Origin of the sequence: Rhizobium tibeticum, assembly GCF_900110205.1 — a bacterium.
Classification (GTDB): domain Bacteria; phylum Pseudomonadota; class Alphaproteobacteria; order Rhizobiales; family Rhizobiaceae; genus Rhizobium; species Rhizobium tibeticum.
Genome location: NZ_FOCV01000003.1, coordinates 188,745 through 206,123 on the forward strand (window position 1 = coordinate 188,745; position 17,379 = coordinate 206,123).

General features: G+C 59.6%; 17 protein-coding genes and 1 tRNA gene. 4 read left to right on the top strand and 14 right to left on the bottom strand.

What is annotated here, in order from left to right; translation table 11 throughout:
- Window positions 1-136: 136 nt before the first annotated feature.
- The 3 genes from BSG20_RS04680 to tesB all read right to left on the bottom strand — a co-directional run bounded on the left by BSG20_RS04680 (window position 137) and on the right by tesB (window position 3,046).
- The gene (locus BSG20_RS04680) at window positions 137-1,570 is read right to left on the bottom strand and encodes an ammonium transporter (RefSeq protein WP_072369532.1); all 1,434 of its coding nucleotides are present in this window, start codon (window positions 1,568-1,570) and stop codon (window positions 137-139) included.
- Window positions 1,571-1,598: 28 nt separating this feature from the next.
- A complete protein-coding gene (locus BSG20_RS04685; protein WP_007794422.1) occupies window positions 1,599-1,949 on the bottom strand; it encodes a P-II family nitrogen regulator in 351 nt (116 codons plus the stop codon).
- Between the two features lie 212 nt (window positions 1,950-2,161).
- The gene (gene tesB, locus BSG20_RS04690) at window positions 2,162-3,046 is read right to left on the bottom strand and encodes an acyl-CoA thioesterase II (RefSeq protein WP_072369535.1); all 885 of its coding nucleotides are present in this window, start codon (window positions 3,044-3,046) and stop codon (window positions 2,162-2,164) included.
- 86 nt (window positions 3,047-3,132) lie between these two features.
- Between tesB and BSG20_RS04695 the strand changes: the two genes are divergently transcribed.
- Window positions 3,133-4,347: a ubiquinone biosynthesis hydroxylase gene (locus BSG20_RS04695; protein ID WP_244541247.1), complete on the top strand. Its 1,215-nt coding sequence runs from the start codon at window positions 3,133-3,135 to the stop codon at window positions 4,345-4,347.
- On the opposite strand, the gene BSG20_RS04700 is transcribed toward BSG20_RS04695, so the two are convergent.
- The 4 genes from BSG20_RS04700 to BSG20_RS04715 all read right to left on the bottom strand — a co-directional run bounded on the left by BSG20_RS04700 (window position 4,348) and on the right by BSG20_RS04715 (window position 6,854).
- Complete coding sequence (locus tag BSG20_RS04700) at window positions 4,348-4,536, bottom strand: Trm112 family protein (RefSeq protein WP_072369540.1); 189 nt, start codon at window positions 4,534-4,536, stop codon at window positions 4,348-4,350.
- Window positions 4,537-4,545: 9 nt separating this feature from the next.
- Window positions 4,546-5,214 (bottom strand): LON peptidase substrate-binding domain-containing protein, encoded by a 669-nt coding sequence (locus BSG20_RS04705; protein WP_072369543.1) that lies wholly within the window; start codon window positions 5,212-5,214, stop codon window positions 4,546-4,548.
- 111 nt (window positions 5,215-5,325) lie between these two features.
- Window positions 5,326-6,291, bottom strand: coding sequence for a thioredoxin (gene trxA / locus BSG20_RS04710; RefSeq protein WP_072369546.1), 966 nt, complete (start codon window positions 6,289-6,291; stop codon window positions 5,326-5,328).
- A gap of 53 nt (window positions 6,292-6,344) precedes the next feature.
- Window positions 6,345-6,854: a prolyl-tRNA synthetase associated domain-containing protein gene (locus tag BSG20_RS04715; RefSeq protein ID WP_072370162.1), complete on the bottom strand. Its 510-nt coding sequence runs from the start codon at window positions 6,852-6,854 to the stop codon at window positions 6,345-6,347.
- 253 nt (window positions 6,855-7,107) lie between these two features.
- Here BSG20_RS04715 and BSG20_RS04720 point away from each other — a divergent pair.
- Together BSG20_RS04720 and BSG20_RS04725 are read left to right on the top strand one after the other, a co-directional pair.
- Window positions 7,108-7,182 (top strand) — tRNA-Gly (locus BSG20_RS04720).
- A 305-nt stretch (window positions 7,183-7,487) separates the two neighbouring features.
- Window positions 7,488-8,201 (top strand): hypothetical protein, encoded by a 714-nt coding sequence (locus BSG20_RS04725; RefSeq protein ID WP_072369549.1) that lies wholly within the window; start codon window positions 7,488-7,490, stop codon window positions 8,199-8,201.
- A gap of 176 nt (window positions 8,202-8,377) precedes the next feature.
- Here BSG20_RS04725 and BSG20_RS04730 read toward each other — a convergent pair whose 3' ends face one another.
- The 7 genes from BSG20_RS04730 to BSG20_RS04760 all read right to left on the bottom strand — a co-directional run bounded on the left by BSG20_RS04730 (window position 8,378) and on the right by BSG20_RS04760 (window position 15,379).
- Window positions 8,378-8,560 (bottom strand): hypothetical protein, encoded by a 183-nt coding sequence (locus tag BSG20_RS04730; RefSeq protein ID WP_072369552.1) that lies wholly within the window; start codon window positions 8,558-8,560, stop codon window positions 8,378-8,380.
- 115 nt (window positions 8,561-8,675) lie between these two features.
- A complete protein-coding gene (locus tag BSG20_RS04735) occupies window positions 8,676-9,725 on the bottom strand; it encodes an Ldh family oxidoreductase (protein ID WP_072369555.1) in 1,050 nt (349 codons plus the stop codon).
- Window positions 9,726-9,758: 33 nt separating this feature from the next.
- Window positions 9,759-10,706, bottom strand: coding sequence for a hydroxyacid dehydrogenase (locus tag BSG20_RS04740; protein WP_072369558.1), 948 nt, complete (start codon window positions 10,704-10,706; stop codon window positions 9,759-9,761).
- A gap of 80 nt (window positions 10,707-10,786) precedes the next feature.
- On the bottom strand, window positions 10,787-11,776 hold the full coding sequence (pdxA, locus tag BSG20_RS04745; RefSeq protein WP_072369560.1) for a 4-hydroxythreonine-4-phosphate dehydrogenase PdxA: 990 nt from the start codon (window positions 11,774-11,776) through the stop codon (window positions 10,787-10,789).
- A 30-nt stretch (window positions 11,777-11,806) separates the two neighbouring features.
- Window positions 11,807-12,940 (bottom strand): iron-containing alcohol dehydrogenase, encoded by a 1,134-nt coding sequence (locus BSG20_RS04750; RefSeq protein WP_072369563.1) that lies wholly within the window; start codon window positions 12,938-12,940, stop codon window positions 11,807-11,809.
- Window positions 12,941-13,274: 334 nt separating this feature from the next.
- Window positions 13,275-14,462, bottom strand: coding sequence for a sialidase family protein (locus tag BSG20_RS04755; RefSeq protein ID WP_072369565.1), 1,188 nt, complete (start codon window positions 14,460-14,462; stop codon window positions 13,275-13,277).
- 11 nt (window positions 14,463-14,473) lie between these two features.
- The gene (locus BSG20_RS04760; protein ID WP_072369567.1) at window positions 14,474-15,379 is read right to left on the bottom strand and encodes a dihydrodipicolinate synthase family protein; all 906 of its coding nucleotides are present in this window, start codon (window positions 15,377-15,379) and stop codon (window positions 14,474-14,476) included.
- A 306-nt stretch (window positions 15,380-15,685) separates the two neighbouring features.
- Here BSG20_RS04760 and BSG20_RS04765 point away from each other — a divergent pair, with 306 nt between their 5' ends.
- Window positions 15,686-17,335 carry an ABC transporter substrate-binding protein gene (locus BSG20_RS04765; protein WP_072369576.1) on the top strand — a complete coding sequence of 550 codons (1,650 nt, stop codon included), beginning with the start codon at window positions 15,686-15,688 and terminating at the stop codon, window positions 17,333-17,335.
- Window positions 17,336-17,379 lie beyond the last annotated feature (44 nt).

Below are 17,379 nucleotides of genomic sequence, written 5' to 3' on the forward strand. Positions count from 1 at the left end.
CGTCCCCACATCTTGCACCGGAAAATAAAAAAGCCCGAACCTATGGAGGTCCGGGCCAAGAGCGGTCTATTCGGATGAACAGGCCGCGACGGGCTGTTCAGCGGCGCCTGCTTCCGCAAGCGCCGCAATGCCTTGATTACGAGTGGTAGGCTGCTTCGCCGTGGGTTGCGAGGTCGAGACCTTCGCGCTCGGCTTCGACAGAGACGCGCAGACCAATGACGACATCAACGATCTTGTAGAGGATCGCGGAACCGACGCCCGACCATACGAGTGTCGTCAGGACGGCCTTCAGCTGAGCGAGAACCTGCGTCGCCGTACCCGGATAGCTGGCTGCGAAATCAGCCGTCGAGTAATCGACGATGCCTGCACCACCAAGTGCCGGGTTGACCAGGATACCGGTGCCAATAGCCCCGAGGATACCGCCGATGCAGTGAACGCCGAAGACGTCAAGGCTGTCGTCGTAGTTGAACTTGTTCTTCACGACGTCGACGAAGAAGTAGCAGACCGGCGAAACGATGAGGCCGAGAACGATCGAACCCATCGGGCCGGCGAAGCCGGCTGCCGGGGTGACGGCAACGAGACCAGCGACGGCACCCGAGGCTGCACCGAGCATCGAAGCCTTGCCGCGTGCAAAGTTTTCGACGAGGCACCAGGACACAGCGGCAGCAGCCGTTGCAACGAAGGTGTTGATCATAGCGAGCGAAGCATAGGCGTTGGCTTCGAGGTTGGAGCCGGCGTTGAAGCCGAACCAACCCACCCAGAGAAGCGAAGCACCGACCATGGTCAGGGTCATGGAATGCGGAGCCATGATTTCCTTCTTATAGCCCGTACGCTTGCCGAGCATGATGGCGCCGATGAGACCGGCAATACCGGCATTGATGTGGACGACCGTGCCGCCGGCGAAGTCAAGCGCGCCGTAGGAGAAGATCAGACCCGATGGCGAGGTGTAGGAGCTCGGACCGCCCCAGAACCAGACCATGTGTGCCATCGGGAAGTAGACGAACGTGACCCACAAGATAACGAAGAGCATGACAGCGGAGAACTTGATGCGCTCGGCAAAGGCGCCGACGATCAGCGCCGGCGTGATGCAAGCGAAGGTCATCTGGAAGCAGACGAAGGTCAATTCCGGAATGGCAACGCCCTTCGTGAAGGTCTCGGACAGGGTCGTCGTGTCGACACCCGCGAGGAAAGCCTTCGAGAAGCCGCCGACGAAGCTGTTGAGCGAACCGCCATCGGTAAAGGCGAGCGAATAGCCGTAAGTTACCCAGATGATCATCACCACGGCCGTGATCATGAAGACCTGCATGAGAACCGAGAGCATGTTCTTGGCGCGAACGAGACCGCCATAGAACAGGGCAAGGCCCGGGATCGTCATCAAAAGGACGAGAACCGTCGAGATCAGCATCCAGGTGTTGTCACCCTTGTCGACCGTCATCGCAGGAGCAGCAGCGGCGGCAGCAGGCGCAGCCGTCGTGGCGGCATCCTGCGCGAAGGCAGCGATCGGCGCGAGCAGCGCAGCCGACGCAGCAGCAAGCCGCGCATATGTGGAAGAAAACTTCGAAATTGACATTGAAAGAGGCTCCCTTGCTCTGCGGCTCTTACAGCGCTTCTGTGTCGGTTTCGCCGGTACGGATGCGCACGGCATGGTCGATCGAATAGACGAAGATCTTGCCATCGCCGATCTGGCCGGTCTTGGCAGATGACGCGATAGCCTCGACGGCCTTGTCGACGAGTTCGGAGGCAACCGCGATCTCGATCTTGAGCTTCGGCAGGAAGCTGACCGCATATTCGGTGCCGCGATAAATCTCAGTATGCCCCTTCTGGCGCCCGTAGCCCTTCACTTCGGTCACGGTCAGGCCCTGAATGCCGATCGCCGTGAGGGCTTCACGCACCTCATCCAGCTTGAACGGCTTGATAATGGCCATCACAATTTTCATCTGGTTTTCCATCCTTCGTTACCCTCGGCGCGGAGCCGACTCTCCTTGCCGCTGACGTTTTCCCAACAGCGACCGCGGATATACATTCAAAGGGCGTGCCAGATTCGAAGGGTTAAACTAACTCATTGAAAACTAAAACATATATAAATTGGCGCCAATAAACAGGCAAATGATTGCCCAATAATCGCGCATAAAAAATCCAAATGAACAAATATGCCTATAATTTATTCATTTGCCCTTTTACGAATCAGTCCCTCCTGCGCCACCGACGCAATCAGGAGACCGTCTCTCGTAAACAGACTACCGCGGGTCAGCCCCCTCGCGCCCGAGGCGGAGGGGCTGTCCTGCGTATAAAGAAGCCAGTCGTTGAGTTTTGTCGGCCGATGGAACCACATGGAATGATCGAGGCTGGCGACCTGGATCGCCTGGTCGAAGATCGACGTTCCATGCGGATGAAGCGAGGTATCGAGCAGGGTCATATCGGAGAGATAGGCAAGAATGGCAGCCTGATAGTACCGATCGTCGGGAACCGGCCCCGTTGCCCGAACCCAGACATGCTGCACCGGATCAAGCTTCTTATCCGAGAAATAGTGCGTGAGCGATATCGGCCGGATTTCGATCGGCCGTTCGCGCTCCCAGTATTTGCGAATCGGGGCCGGCGCGTTGGCGAGAAACTGAGCTGCGATCTGCTGTTCATCGAGCAGCCTCTCGGGAACGGGCACATCAGGCATGGCAATCTGGTGATCGAAACCGGGTTCCTCGATCTGGAACGAAGACGATAGAGCGAAAATTGCCTTTCCATGCTGGATGGCCACGACCCGGCGCGTATTGAAACTCGATCCGTCACGAATCCGCTCCACCTGATAGACGATCGGCACCGAGGGATCGCCGGGGCGCATGAAATAAGCGTGCAACGAATGCACGGTTCGTTCGCGCTCCACCGTGCGCTGTGCCGCCATCAACGCCTGCGCAATAACCTGACCGCCGAAAACGCGCTGCCAGCCGACCTGCGGGCTTCGTCCACGAAAGATGTCAACCTCGATCGGCTCAAGATCCAGCGTCGAAAGCAGGGTCTCCATCGCAGTCGGTTTTTCGGTGTCGCGCGTCATTTTGTATAGCTCCGGGCGGTAGGAAGTGCGGCAGCGATGATCTATATAGATCAATACGATATTCACAAGAAACGGAGCGGAACTCCATGCGGGACATGCTAGTTGTAGGCGCGGGTTATGTAGGGCTTTCCGCTGCCGTGGCAGTCAAGCAGGCGGCGCCTCACCTCGATATCGCGGTCGTCGAAGCAGCGCCTGCTGGTGTGTGGCAGAAGGACATGCGCGCCTCGGCCATTATCGCCGCTGCGACCAGGATGCTTGAGGTTTTCGGCATCTGGGACGAGATCGAGCCCGAAGCGCAGCCGATCACAAAGATGATCGTTACCGATTCGAAGGCATCCGATCCCGTGCGCCCGGTCTTCCTGACTTTCGACGGCGAAGTGGAGGATGGACGGCCTTTCGCGCACATGATTTCAAATGTCGCATTGGTCGGGGCACTCCGCGGAGCATGTGACCGGCTTGGCATCGAAATTCGTCACGGCTTCAGCGCGACCGGGCTTTCCATTGCCGATACGCATGCAACGGTCACGGCCTCGGATGGCAGCGTGCTGGAAGCCCGGCTCGTCGTCGCCTGCGACGGCGTCCGCTCACACGTACGGGATCTGGCCGGCATCAAGACAGTCTCTTGGGACTACGGCCAGTCGGGGATCGTCACGACGGTCGAGCATGAACGTCCGCATCATGGTTGTGCGGAGGAGCATTTCCTTCCGTCTGGACCTTTTGCCATCCTGCCGCTGAAAGGGAACCGCTCCTCGCTTGTCTGGACGGAGCCGACATCGGAGGCCAACCGTCTCGTCACATCCGACGATCTCATCTTTGAGGAAGAGCTGGAGCGCCGCTTCGGTCACAAGCTCGGTATCTTGAAGGTTGTCGGCGAGAAGCGGGCCTTCCCGCTCGGGTTGACGCTTGCAAGGGCTTTCGTTGCGCCGCGTGTAGCACTGGCCGGCGACGCTGCGCACGGCATTCACCCGATTTCGGGCCAGGGCCTGAATCTCGGCTTCAAGGATGTTGCCGCGCTTGCCGAGACCATCGTCGAAGCCGACCGGCTCGGCCTGGATATCGGTTCAATCAATATCCTCGAGCGCTATCAGGCATGGCGTCGCTTCGACACCTTCCGCATGGGCGTCACCACGGACGTGCTGAACCGGCTCTTTTCGAACGATATGGCACCACTGCGCGTCGCCCGCGATTTCGGTCTGGGTATCGTCGATCGCCTCCCCGGCCTCAAATCGTTCTTCATCGGACAGGCTGCCGGCACCACCGCCAGGGACAATCCCCGCCTGCTGGCAGGGCAGACAATTTAGTCAGTCGTCTAGCCCGCGCGCCTCTGAGACCAGCATGATCGGAATGCCATCACGGATCGGATAGGCTAGGCGCGCCTTCTCCGACACGAGTTCATTGTGCTCCCGGTCGTAGCTAAGCCGCCCCTTGGTCAGGGGGCATACCAGCAATTCCAGAAGCTTCGGGTCAACGCGGCTTAGCTTTTCATCCATAAGACGAACCTACTGCAGAACCGTGTCCGAGTCACCGAAGACACGCGCCAGCACGATCTCCGTGATCGCGATCAGCGTTTCGGCTCGCGTCTTTAGATCGGGCGCCTCCAGAAGGGCTTGCTTCTCGGCCGGTCCGAAGGGCGACATCATCGCGAGCGAATTGACCAAGGTCAGATTGCTGGCGCGCTCGACGCTTTCCCAATCGGCCTCGAGCTTGTTTGCGTCGAGATAGGCCTTGAAGGCGGCTAGAAGCGCTGCACGATCAACGGCATCCTCCTCGTCGCGCGCGGAAAGATCGGCAATGAAGGGCGCGATGCGAAAAGTCCGGAACGGATGATGTGTTTCCCGTTCCTCCAGCAGGCGAAAACGGCAGATACCCGTGAGGGAAACGATGTAGCGACCATCACCTGTCTCGGCGAACGAGGTAATGCGCCCAAGGCAGCCAACCGGGGCCAGATGAGCCTCGCCCGGCCCTTCCTGGTCGCCCAGGGCCGGCTGAACGATGCCGATTAGCCGATTGCCTGCCAAGGCGGCATCGAACATCGCAAGATAACGCGGCTCGAATATATTGAGGGGCAACTGACCGGTGGGCAGCAGCAGCGCGCCGCCAAGCGGAAAGACCGCGATCGTATCGGGCAGATCACCGGGTTTCAGATATCGTGCATTCCCCACTTGCATAGAGACTGGTCCTGCGTCACCGGCAAGCGCGACACGATGCGCCCGCACAAACGGAAATGTGGGGCCCGGCTCCGAAAACGCAAGGGCGCTGATCGAAACTTAGGGGGCGGATTAGGAAAACAGCATGGCGGAAAGCTTGCGCCGCGCCGAAACCGTGGCAGAATCCTTGAAACCCCAGACGTCGAAGAACTGCAGCAGCTGGCGGCGAGCACCATCGTCGTCGAAAGCCCGGTCCTTGCGCATGATATAGAGCAGATGCTCTGCCGATTCCTCGCGCCGACCCTCAACGTTGCGGATCTTAGCAAGTTTCAGCCGGGCTTCGTGATCATCGGGATTTCGCACCAACTCCTGCTCCAGGGCAACGGGGTCACCGAGCTTGCGCGCCTCCTCGATCTGGTCGAGCTTCTTCGATACGGCCTGGATCGCCGGGTCCTTCGCCGTTTCCTCTGGCAGTTCGGTCAGCGCCTCGCGCGCGCGCTCATGCTGGTTTGCCGCAATCATGCACTCCGCCATTCCCGCCAGCGCCTTGGCATTTTCGGGTTCGGCCTGCATGACGGCGCCGTAAAGCTGTGCGGCACCGTTGATATCGCCGGATGCCAGCAGCTCGTCAGCCTCCTTCAGCACGGCCTCGATTTCGGCCGCCTGATCGGCGCCGGCCGGACCAGCGATGCGGTCGATGAACTGATGAATCTGGCTTTCCGGCACAGCACCCATGAAGCCATCGGCAGGACGACCGCCGACAAAGGCGATCACGGCCGGAATCGACTGGATGCCGAGCTGGCCTGCGATCGAGGGATGGTCATCGATGTTCATCTTGACCAATTTGACGCGCCCTTGCGCTTCGTTGACGACCTTTTCGAGCACCGGAGTCAGCTGCTTGCAAGGACCGCACCAAGGCGCCCAGAAATCCACGAGAACCGGCTGGTTGCGTGATTCCTCGATGACATCCTTCGCAAAACCCGCCGTCGTCGTATCCTTGATATAGCCGCCCGCGCCCGGGGCCGGTGCTGCCCCGTAGTTTGCCGTAGCCGTCATCTGGCCAAAGGAATTGTTGTAAGGATTGTCGTTGCCGCTCATGGATATCTCCCGCCGCGCCGGTCAACCGGCTTTTCTAGCGCTAAAATCGTATGTCAGGACGTCACTTTCAAGACAAGCGGCTTGTGCCCTGTCGCTTCCATAAAGCGAATGAGGTCGCTGCTTGCGATCGATGTCGTGGCATCATTGGACAACGGATGACAATTGATGGTCTCGTCTTCCATCAGATCGACATCGAGAACGAACGTTACGTTTCCGCCCGTGTCGTTGATCGCTCCAAACGCCGTGACCGAACCGGGAACGACGCCAAGATACTCCATCAGCTTTTCCGGCTTTCCGAACGAGACCTTGCTGGCGGCGCCGATTAGCGTATGCACCGTCTTCAGATCCACCGTCGCGTTCTCTTCCACCGTCAGCAGGAAGAATTGATCCTTCTTGTCTTTGACGAAGAGGTTCTTTGTGTGGCCGCCGGGGATCTCGTCACGCAGCGCGACCGATTCGGCGACCGTGAAGACGGGCGCGTGATCCTTGGTGCTGTGCTTGATATCCAGGCCGTCAAGAAAGGCAAAAAGATCATCTCTGGTCTTCGGCGTCGCGTCGGTCATCATAAAATCCATGCGGTCAGGAGAGCGATAGGGTGCCTGATTACGTCCCGCCACCGTCTTTTGCAACGCTCGGAGTCGACGCTTTGCCCTGCATTTGCGGCACTTCCGATGACTTCAAGCGAGGTTCGAGAATTTTTCTTCGACTTTCCGTCATTTCCCTGTTGCATTTGAAAATCGTTTGGGCGATATAGCGCCCGTCGCCGCAAGGTGGCGCCCACGGTCCTCACAACTACCCCGGACCGCTGCGGATTGAGCGGGTGTAGCTCAGGGGTAGAGCACAACCTTGCCAAGGTTGGGGTCGAGGGTTCAAATCCCTTCGCCCGCTCCAATTTCCTCAAGGAAATCAACATCATAACAAGAGCCGCCGTAGGCGGTTTCGTTGTTCGAATTTCGTGTCGCCACCTTGTCGCCACCGCGAAAAAAAATCTGGCTTGGAAACCGCGAAGATCGCGGCCCGATATCACTTCACGACACCTCAAGACCCCGAAAGGGCGGAATTATGCTCACGGGTCTCCGCTTGGGAATGCGTCGACGGCTCACCGGCCGTGTCTCCCACAAGGTTTCAAAATAGTCCTTTCGTACTTGGACTATTTCCATCTTGCGGGCGGTGTGGATATCAGTAGGTTGCCGTACATGGTTTCGACGCAAGGACACTCATCGACTGTCGATGCGATCGGCGTAGGTTCATACACCGCGCCGGAAGCCGCTAGGCTTTTGAAAACGTCCGCTCTCAATGTGAACCGCTGGCTTCGCGGCTACACGTTCCGGCGCTCGGGCAAAGAGCACCACATGCCGCCGCTCTGGACAACCCAGCATGCGGAGATCGAGGAGCATCTGGAAACCGGCTTCCGCGATCTCATCGAGCTTCGGTTCGTCAAGGAATTCCTAGATGCTGGCGTCGGCCTATTGGCGATACGCAATTGCCTCGACTTTGCGCGCACATTCGCGAACGACGAGCGACCGTTCTCCACGCGTCGCTTTCAGACGGACGGCCGCACTATCTTCCTACAAAGCATCGAGCGATCCGTAGAGCCGAAGCTCCTCGATCTAAAGCGCCGACAGTACGTGTTCCAGCAGGTCGTTGAGCGCACGTTCAAAGAACTCGATATCGAGGACGATGCTGTTGCCCGGTGGCGTCCTTTCAACGGCAAGCAGTCGATCGTGATTGATCCCGGTCGCGCATTCGGTCAGCCGGTTGCCTCACAGTCTGGCGTTCCGACTGTTGCGCTTGCCGATGCCGTCGAGGCAGAGGGATCGGTCGAGGATGTCGCACGAATATTCGAAGTGTCAGTCAGCGTGGTTCGCGACGCGGTGCAGTTTGAACACGGATTGAAGAGAGCTGCGTGAAGGTTTTGGTGGACGAAAACCTTCCGCCCGCGCTCGCCCTCTCCCTACACGCATTGTTTTCTGGATGAAGCTCACGGGCCAAATGCCGTGGCCGCCGCGACTCGATGAGATCGCTGGGGAACAAAAAACGACGATCGGCGGCGCCAATTGTCGATTCTCGGATTTCGGAAACAGGATTAGCGGGAAGAATCGCGGGACGAGGTCCAGGCATTTTCCGCTGCATTCTTAGAAGGACTATTGTCGCACTGACCGCCGCGCTCGGTACCGTCGCGAGACGCTTCCACCTGCCGGTCGGCAATGTAAGGCGCCAGCATCTGCTCCAAATGAGCAGCGGTCAGGCCTGCTGCAAAGCTTCTCATCACATCCCTCACACTGTTTACGCTTTGTAAACATTTATCGGCTCGTGGCGCCGATCGAAACAATTCGATCGAACTCTCCACGGCTTTTGTTCGGATAAGACGAGCGACCCCCTAGCTAGGGTACGGCGACACCGAGTCGCTCGGCATGGGACACGAGCGAGGCCATGATGTTGGGGTGTAGCGCGACCCCTTCCGTCAGGGCGTTGCGCTTGCGCGCCAGGCCGTTCTCTCCCGGCAGCCGAACATGGGCAACGCCCGGTCGGGGCGGATTGCTGCGGCACGCATCGGCGAGCCAGCCGGTCTGCCGCAGAAAGGCATCGCGACCACCAAAGGCGTCAGGATCGAAGACCTGGACAGTGACAGCAGCGTTCGTGCCCTTCGGTCCGTCAACGCGGCCAAGTCCGGCAAGACCTTGCGTGAAAGCTTCGGCGTGAAGGGCCATGCCGTAGCCCTTCTGGCCATGATCAAGCCCTCCGACCGGTAGGAGCGTGCCGCCCCGTTCGATTACCCGCGGATCGCGGCTAGGCTCGCCATTCTCGTCCATCAGCCATTCGTGCTCATATTGCCGGCCTTCGCGAATCAGGCGCTGCGCCATGTTGACTGTCGTGATCGAAGCACTGATGTCGATCAGAATCGGATCGCCGGGGGTCGGGATGCCATGTGCGACCGGGTTCGGCGTGTAGACGCCCTTTCGGCCCCCGAATGGCGCGACCTGCGCGCCGGATGGGCTGGAGCTTGCGATGCTAACCATATAGCCGCGATCGGTAGCAATGGTTAGATAGGCGGCAAGGCAACCGATATGATGGCTGTCGGCGATCGCGATCGTCGCCGTGCCGTAGGTCAGCGCACGCTCGCTGGCAAGCTTCACTGCCTCCGCTGTCAGCCAGGCACCGGGAAGGCGGCGTCCCTGCCATGCAATGGCCGGCCCGCGGTCGGATATGACCTCAGGCATGCCTTCGCGCTTCATCACGCCATCGGCGATACTTTGCAGATACCAGCCGGCCAACGCCAGACCATGCGTCGTGTGCCCCATCAGATCGGCTTCGACGAGATAGTGAGCGACGGCGGTGGCCTTTTCCCCCTCAAGCCCGGCAACAGTAAACAATGCCCGCGCGAATTGGCGCAGCGTATCCGGTGCGTAGCGGATATCGGACGTCTCGCCCATAATTCTCTCCATCGGTTGCCGGCATCAGGCGGGTCAGCGCGCCAGAAAGCTGGGTCCAAGTGTTCGGCCGTCAAGCGCCGCAAGCACGTTCTCGGCCGCCATGATCGAAACGGCGCGTTTCGCATCGAGCGTGACGCCGGCGACGTGCGGCGTCACCAGTGTGTTCGACAGCTGGAACAGGGGATTGTCGATGCCGGGCGGCTCGACGGCGAAACTGTCCATCCCTTCTTCAAGGGCGGCGATCAACGCGTTCTCGTCGACGACTTCGCCGCGCGCCGTGTTGATCAGGAACGCGCCCTGCTTCGTCAGCCGGATACGGCGGGCGTCGATAAGGTTCTGTGTCTCCGACGTCAACGGACAGTGCAGGCTGACGATGTCGGAGTTCGCAAGAAGGGTATCGAGATCGGTCTCGCGGCAGACGCCATCGTGAAAGGCGCAGTCTGGCGCATGTGGATCGAAGGCCGATACGATCAGGCCGATGGCACCCGCCATTCTGGCAAGCGTCTGACCGATGAAGCCGAAGCCTACAAGACCGAGCCGCTGGCCGCGCAGTTCGCGTCCCCTGTACTGGTTCTTGTCCCAGATACCGTCCCGGATCAGCCCATCTTGGCGCGGCAGATCCTTGACCAGCGCCATGATCAGCGCAAGCGCATGTTCGGCAACCGAATGCCCGTTGCTGCCTGGGGTCATCGACACGGGAATGCCGAGCGCCGTGGCCGCTTTCACATCGATGTCGTTCGTTCCGACGCCATGCTTGGCGATATGCCGCAGCTTTCCGCTCGCTTGCATTTCCTCCGACCCGAGAAGATCGGCGAGCAGGCGCACAATAACCGCATCCGGCGTGTAGGCCTTCATTATCTCGACAACGGCCTGCCGGTCGATATAGGGAGGGGTGGCGATGACGCTTGCTCCGGCTTCTTCCAGAAGGGCACGGCCTTCCGGCGCCAGCTCGCCGCCGAGAATGACAACTGTCTTTTCCATCGCCACATCTCCTTCAAAGAGCAAAGCGGATCTAGCGGCGCAACGCTGCGTCCTCGACGATGCGGATAGCTTTCGGGACGTTAGGCCGCCTGCCGGCGCGGAGACCGCGCCATCATCCGCGCATAGGCGATAGCCGAAAGCATATTCACGTGGTTGGCCTTGCCCGTGCCGGCGATATCGAAGGCCGTACCGTGGTCAACCGACACGCGATCGATCGGCAGGCCGAGCGAGACGTTGACCGCCGTGTCGAAGGCGATGAGCTTGATCGGGATGTGGCCCTGGTCGTGATACTGCGCAATGACAAGATCGAAGGCGCCGTTATAGGCACGCGCAAACACGGTATCGGCCGAGATCGGCCCCACGACATCGATACCCTTCGCCTGCGCCAATTCGACTGCCGGCGCCAGGAATTCGGTATCCTCGGTACCAAACAGACCGTTTTCGCCGCAATGCGGATTGAGGCCGGCAACAGCGATGCGCGCCTTCTTGCCAAGGCGCATGAAGTGATTGTGGCCTGCCTCAATCGTCGCCAGGACACGCTCGGTCTTGGCGCGCTCGATCGCCCCTTTGAGCGAGATATGAGTGGAAACGTGGATGGTATTGAGCCGCTCTGAGGCGAGCAGCATAAAGGAACTCTTCGAACCCGTCAGGTGCGCCAGCAGGCCGGTATGACCATCATAGTGATGGCCAGCAAGGTTCATCGCTTCCTTGTTGATCGGAGCCGTGACGATCACATCGGCATCGCCTGACATCGCAAGATCGACGGCGCGACTGATGTAGCGCACCGAGGCATCGCCCGCGACCGGGCTGACCTTGCCGATCTCAGGCAGCGGTGCGCCAAGCTCCACTTCGTCGACCGCGATCTTGCTGACGCCGGCCGTATCTGCCGGCGCAAAGGAAAGTCCGGTTGCCGCAGCGCGATTGGCGCGCTCCAGCGCCTCGGTATTGCCGACGATGACGAAATCGCGCCGCTCCTGCTCCGGCATCGTGGCCAGCGCCTTGACGATCACTTCGGGGCCGACGCCTGCCGGATCGCCGAGCGTTACGGCGACTTTCGCATTCCTGTCCATCACTCACGGTCCTCTTTGGTAAAGCGCACTTTAAAAGGCGGCTTCATAGATCGAGCGGATATCGGCGCGTGACAGGTCGCGCGGATTATTGTCGAGCAGACGACGGATGGCAAAGGCATCATCAGCCATTGCATCCAGATCGCCTTTTGGCACGCCGAGACCGGAGAGCTTCATTTCAATCCCGAGTTCGGCGCAGAAGGAATAGGCCGCATCGAATACAGATTCGATGTTGTCCGAAGTCTTGCGGCCAAGCGCTGCCATAACGGCACTGGTCTTTTCAGGCACCGCTGGCGTGTTGAATGCGAGGACGTGCGGGAAGATCAGCGCGTTTGCCGCACCATGCGCCACATGCCAGCGAGTCCCAAGCGGATAGGCGAGCGCGTGGCCGCCAGCGGTATTGACCGGGCCGAGACAGAAACCGCCATAGAGGGAGGCGAGTGACAGGCCAGCGCGCGCTTCAGCGTCGGACCCATCCTTGACGGCGCGGGCCAGATATTTTCCAACCAACCGCGTACCCTCGATTGCGTAGAGGTCGACCATGGGATGCGCCTTGCGATTGGTGAACGCCTCAACACAATGCGCCATGGCATCGACGCCCGTCGCTGCGGTCGTGCGTGCAGGCACGCTGAAGGTCAGCGCCGGATCGACGACGGCGATATCGGCCAACATATGCACGCTCTCGACGGCAAGCTTGGCCATCGTCTTCGGATCGGTGACGAGGGCTCGGATGCCCGCCTCGCTGCCGGTGCCGGACGTCGTGGGCACCTGCGCCAGCGCAACGCGGCGCGGCCTCTTGACCTTGTTCGGCCCGACAACGTCATGCAGCGTCTGCGACGAACCGGAAAGAACGGCGGCAAGTTTCGCAAGATCCATGGCACTGCCGCCGCCGAAGCCGACGACAAGCTGGGCATCCGCCGCGTTTGCCACCGCCAATACCTTGTCGAGATTGGCCGTATCCGGCTCGGGCGTTACATCGGCAAACACCGTGATTTCACCCTTGAGCGCCAGCGCATCGACGCGCGTTGCGTTGAAGGCGTCGGAAATGACGAGGATTCTGACATAGCCTTTCTCGCTCGCCCACTTGCCGAGCCGCTCCGCCGTGCCGATGCCGAACTCGATCAGGTGCGGTCGGACGATTGTTATAGGCGAATCCAAGCTGACCACTGGACGACTCCTCCCTGCAAATGCTGCACTAAGATGTAAATTTGTTATACAATACCGCCACCTTTGGCAAGCGCGACATCACCCACATGGGAAAAAATTGCGTTTCGGCTGATCGTGCCGCGCATATAGCAAGGCCATATATTCAATCATATATTTGATATTAAACGCCAAACTAGCAGACATGATCGTCTGACAGTAGCGACATCAGGCTGGCGCCGCATTGTCAGCAAGGCGATATGAAGTTGTCAAAACAGGTGTTTAAACCCGACGCAACCGCCTGTTCTGAGCGCCGCGCCGGCTCTAGAATGTTCACAACTGACGACCGATGAAGGCGTCACGCAATCGCGTTAGTCGAAAGCCGGACGTATTTTATGGTTCGGCGGTAGTAGGTGTAGGCGATGTGCATGGCACCATCGGGCCCCTGGACGATCGAAGGGTAGGAAAACTCGCGATTGACCAAGTCCTTCGAGTTGTTGCTGAGGCAATATCCATCGCCGGTATCGAGGTCGATGTGGCGGGGGAAACTGGCGCCGCCATCACCGGAGAAGGCTAGGCTGAGTGGTGCGCGGGGCACGCCCCAGACTGCCTTACGGCGCTCGATCGTCGGCGCCGGCGCCACCTTGATATCCTCGTCGCCTTCGATCTCGTCGTAGAGCGATTGGCGCCGGGCATCCGACGTCAACGCGTTCGAATGGTTGTAAACCATTGCGATCATGCCGTTTTTCAGCTTGGTCGCCTGGATCGACGAGTTGTTGTTCGGCAGATCGATGGGTTGAGGCGCGCTCCAATGCTCACCGCCATCGCTCGAGCGGCTGGACAGAACCGATTCAGAGAACCGGTTGCGGTAGAAGGCGACAAGGTTGTCGCCGTCGAGCGGCACGATGTTCATGTGAACCGCGCCAACGCTGTCTGGGACCTCAGTCAGAGCCCAACTCTTGCCCTGATCGCGCGAGATCAGCACGCCTGCCGTATCCACGTCGCCTGTCCAGCGCTCGCCGGGCAAACCGATGCAGCGAAAGATCGGCAGGAGCCAGATGCCGCTTTTATTGACGAGGATCGGCTGGCGAACAAACGTGCCCGGGATATCGCAGAGAACGCGCACCCCTCCGAATGTTTTACCGCTGTCACCCGAGATCCGGCATTTGACAACAGAACCATCCTGATTGCCCGAGGTCTGCGAGGTGTAAAGCAGCCAAACCTTTCCGTCTGGCGCATTGAAAATCAAAGGATTTTGCTCTGATTTCGCCGGGTCGTCGGACATCTTCTCCGGCTGCGACCAATGCGTTGCTCCAGGAGCGAGCCGCGACATGTAAATCGAAATGTCGCCCATCCCCTCCATCGTGCCGCCGAACCAGACGCAGGTCAGCGTGCCATCGGGCAAAAAGGCGAGATTGGCTGCGTGGTTCTGGATGCACGGAGAGGGAAGGTAGGCATCGGCGCGCCCATTCTCGCTTGCATTCTCAACGACCTCGCCGGTCATCAGCGCCGGCACAGCCTCGGGTGGCAAACCTGTAAAGCTCATGGTCGCGCTCCTTACGGCAGCTTGGCGTAGGCTTCGGCAAGTGCGCCATGGTCGGCATCGCTGATCGGCATCAGCGGCGCGCGCGTGCGCTTCCAAGCAGCATTGCCGGTCTTGAGGCCGACCATGGCCTTGATCGTCGGGATTTGCACATAGGAATTAGAGAGCGTTCGGTAGGCATTGATGCGAGCCTGAGCGGCCTCGACCTCGCCAGCGTGCGCCTCGTCGTGCACCTTATCGAAAACAGTGCGCAGAGAATCCGCGACGAGATTAGAGGTTGCCGTGATGCAGCCCGCGCCTCCCGCCTTCAACAGTGGTAGCAGCAGCGGATCGGCGCCCGCCAACACGGAGAAGCCCGGGTAAGCCGCGATGATTGCCTGCATGTTGTTGAAATCTCCAGCAGATTCCTTGATTCCTACCACCGTGTCGGGGAAGGCTTCGATCAACCTGCCGATCAACGGAATGGAAAGCGGAACGCCCGAGACCTGCGGGATGTGATAGAGAACGACCTGCAGCCGGTTGTCGGCGACCTTTTCGAGAACTTGCGAGTAGGCGGCAAATAGCCCGTCGTCGGATACGCCTTTGTAGTAGAAGGGCGGCAGCATCACGACCTTCGTCACGCCGAGGGAAAGAGCATGCTTGGTCAGCTCCACCGTTTCCGGAATGGCGACAACGCCGGTTCCCGGTAGCAGTTTGTCAGCCGGCACACCTGCCTTGAGCGCCGCCTCTAGAATCGCCCGGCGCTCGCCGGAGGAAAAGGAATTTGCTTCGCCCGTCGTGCCAAGCAAGGCGACACCGTGGCAACCTTCCTGCAGCAGACGCCGGCAGTGCTCGGTGAACAGGCCAAGGTCCGGGCTGCTATCCGCATTGAGCGGCGTTGCGGCCGCGCTGAATACGCCTGTAATCTTGTGATCGCTCATATCGTCCTCCTCGGATGAACGCCGCATCGCTGGGCGGCAAAGGCGGGAATCCAGGCCCGCGGATGCGGTTTTCTTCGTCTCCACAAGATGTGTTGTCAATATGACAATACAAGACGGTAGCCACTTCATTTTTTAAGCTACGGAAAATGTTGATAAAAATTTTTACAGTTTTTCCAGAACCGACACATAGATTAATTTATGTTGACATATTTACATTATCGAGCGAGTGTCTGCGCCATGTCGTGACGCACTTTCGGGATAGAGTGGAAAGTGGAGACGCCATCAATTTTGCCATGGGAGGACAACATGACTGATCGCAATGAAGAAAAATCTGCGCAGGGAACGCAGATGTCACGCCGCGAGGCATTGAAGCTCGGCCTCGCCGCCGGTGTCGGCCTCACCGTATTCGGGATGAAGGCCCGTATCGTGTTCGCCGATGAAGGACAGGTTCTCAAGGCCGCGCATCCGGCGTTCGACCAGGACTGGTCGCCGCTGCGTGGCGGCGGACGTCCTTTCCGCTGGAACTCGATCTGGTGGGCTTCGCCGATGTATTTCGACAGCGAAGGCAAGATCAAGCCATACGTCTTCACCAGCTGGGAATCCTCCGACAACAAGGTCTGGACCTTCAAGATCGATCCGAAGGCCGTCTTCTCCGATGGCAGCAAGATCACCTCGGCCGACGTCAAGGGCTCATGGGAAGTCGCGTCCATGCCGAACACCAAGAGCCAGCGCGCCGATCAGGTGCTGAGCAAGGTTCAGGGTTACAAGGAAATCAGCGGCGGCTCGGCCACCGAACTGACGGGCGTTGCTACGCCTGATGAAGGCACTGTTGTCGTGACCCTGACGGATGTCGATCCAATCTTCTTCATGCGCCTTGCCAACCATATCGCTCCGATCACCAAGGCAGCGCAGTCGCGCGGCAGCGATGGCGAGGAAGTCGCCGATTGGTACAAGCCCGACAGCAGCCCGGTGTTCTCCGGCCCGTTCAAGCTGACCAGCCTCGATATCGATGCCGGCAAGCTGGTATTCGAGCCGAACGAGAACTTTTTCGGGCCGAAGCCGAAGCTTGCCCGTATCGAGATCACATCGGTGGAAGACAACGTCACTGCGACCTCGCTGATCAACTCGGGCGAGTTCAACGCCCACACCGAGCTTGTGACCTCCACCATCATCCAGGATCTCGGTCCCGAATTCTCCTCGGGCCCGCTGATCCCTACCAGCCAGCACTTCTGGTTCAACATCAGCCGCGCTCCGATGGACGATCCGAAGGTTCGCCAGGCGCTGATCATGGCGATCGATCGCGACGGCCTGTTCAAGGCATCCTATCCGGATGGACCGCACAGGAAGGCTGATCAGATTCTCAATTCCGTCCCCGGCGCCGACAATTCCGGCTTCGAGCCCTACCCCTACGATCCGGCAGCGGCCAAGAAGTTGCTTGCCGAATCCAGCTACGGTGGTCCCGAGCGCCTGCCGAAGATCCTCTTTGTCGGCATCTCGGCCCCGGCCATCGAAGCCGCTGCCCAGTTCATCGCCGAACAGTGGCGCCAGAACCTCGGCATCACCGCTGTCGACATGAAGCCGCAACAGGACTCCTATGCCGGTCCTGACCAGAACGCGGTCCAGATCTTCCGCGATGACGTTGGGACACGCGTACCTGACGCCGCCTCCTATCTCGCCGGCTGCATCGCCTCGACCTCGTCGAACGCACAGAACAAGCTTGGCGGGTACAAGAACGATAAGGTTGATACAGCCCTTGCCGAAGCGGCCACGAAGCCGGCTGACGACCCGCAGCGCATCAAGCTCGCGCAGGATGCCCAGAAGGCATTCCGCGACGATTGGGCCTTCATTCCGTGGTATTCTCAGGCGATGTCGCGCTGGGCCACCAAGGAGGTCAAGGGCATGGAAAAGAACCTCGACTGGCAGGTCGTGGCGCCCTGGGACATCTCGGTCGGCTGAGCCGGCGTCCGAAAATCGCCTCCGGGCATTTGGCAACCGCGCGA

Coding starts and splice junctions, on each gene's coding strand:
- BSG20_RS04755 (WP_072369565.1), bottom strand. CDS start 14,462: ATGAGCTTTACAGGTTTGCCACCCGAGGCTGTGCCGGCGCTGATGACC.
- BSG20_RS04735 (WP_072369555.1), bottom strand. CDS start 9,725: ATGGGCGAGACGTCCGATATCCGCTACGCACCGGATACGCTGCGCCAA.
- BSG20_RS04765 (WP_072369576.1), top strand. CDS start 15,686: ATGACTGATCGCAATGAAGAAAAATCTGCGCAGGGAACGCAGATGTCA.
- BSG20_RS04725 (WP_072369549.1), top strand. CDS start 7,488: ATGGTTTCGACGCAAGGACACTCATCGACTGTCGATGCGATCGGCGTA.
- BSG20_RS04730 (WP_072369552.1), bottom strand. CDS start 8,560: ATGAGAAGCTTTGCAGCAGGCCTGACCGCTGCTCATTTGGAGCAGATG.
- BSG20_RS04740 (WP_072369558.1), bottom strand. CDS start 10,706: ATGGAAAAGACAGTTGTCATTCTCGGCGGCGAGCTGGCGCCGGAAGGC.
- BSG20_RS04685 (WP_007794422.1), bottom strand. CDS start 1,949: ATGGAAAACCAGATGAAAATTGTGATGGCCATTATCAAGCCGTTCAAG.
- pdxA (WP_072369560.1), bottom strand. CDS start 11,776: ATGGACAGGAATGCGAAAGTCGCCGTAACGCTCGGCGATCCGGCAGGC.
- BSG20_RS04715 (WP_072370162.1), bottom strand. CDS start 6,854: ATGACCGACGCGACGCCGAAGACCAGAGATGATCTTTTTGCCTTTCTT.
- trxA (WP_072369546.1), bottom strand. CDS start 6,291: ATGAGCGGCAACGACAATCCTTACAACAATTCCTTTGGCCAGATGACG.
- BSG20_RS04680 (WP_072369532.1), bottom strand. CDS start 1,570: ATGTCAATTTCGAAGTTTTCTTCCACATATGCGCGGCTTGCTGCTGCG.
- BSG20_RS04695 (WP_244541247.1), top strand. CDS start 3,133: ATGCGGGACATGCTAGTTGTAGGCGCGGGTTATGTAGGGCTTTCCGCT.
- BSG20_RS04700 (WP_072369540.1), bottom strand. CDS start 4,536: ATGGATGAAAAGCTAAGCCGCGTTGACCCGAAGCTTCTGGAATTGCTG.
- tesB (WP_072369535.1), bottom strand. CDS start 3,046: ATGACGCGCGACACCGAAAAACCGACTGCGATGGAGACCCTGCTTTCG.
- BSG20_RS04705 (WP_072369543.1), bottom strand. CDS start 5,214: ATGCAAGTGGGGAATGCACGATATCTGAAACCCGGTGATCTGCCCGAT.
- BSG20_RS04760 (WP_072369567.1), bottom strand. CDS start 15,379: ATGAGCGATCACAAGATTACAGGCGTATTCAGCGCGGCCGCAACGCCG.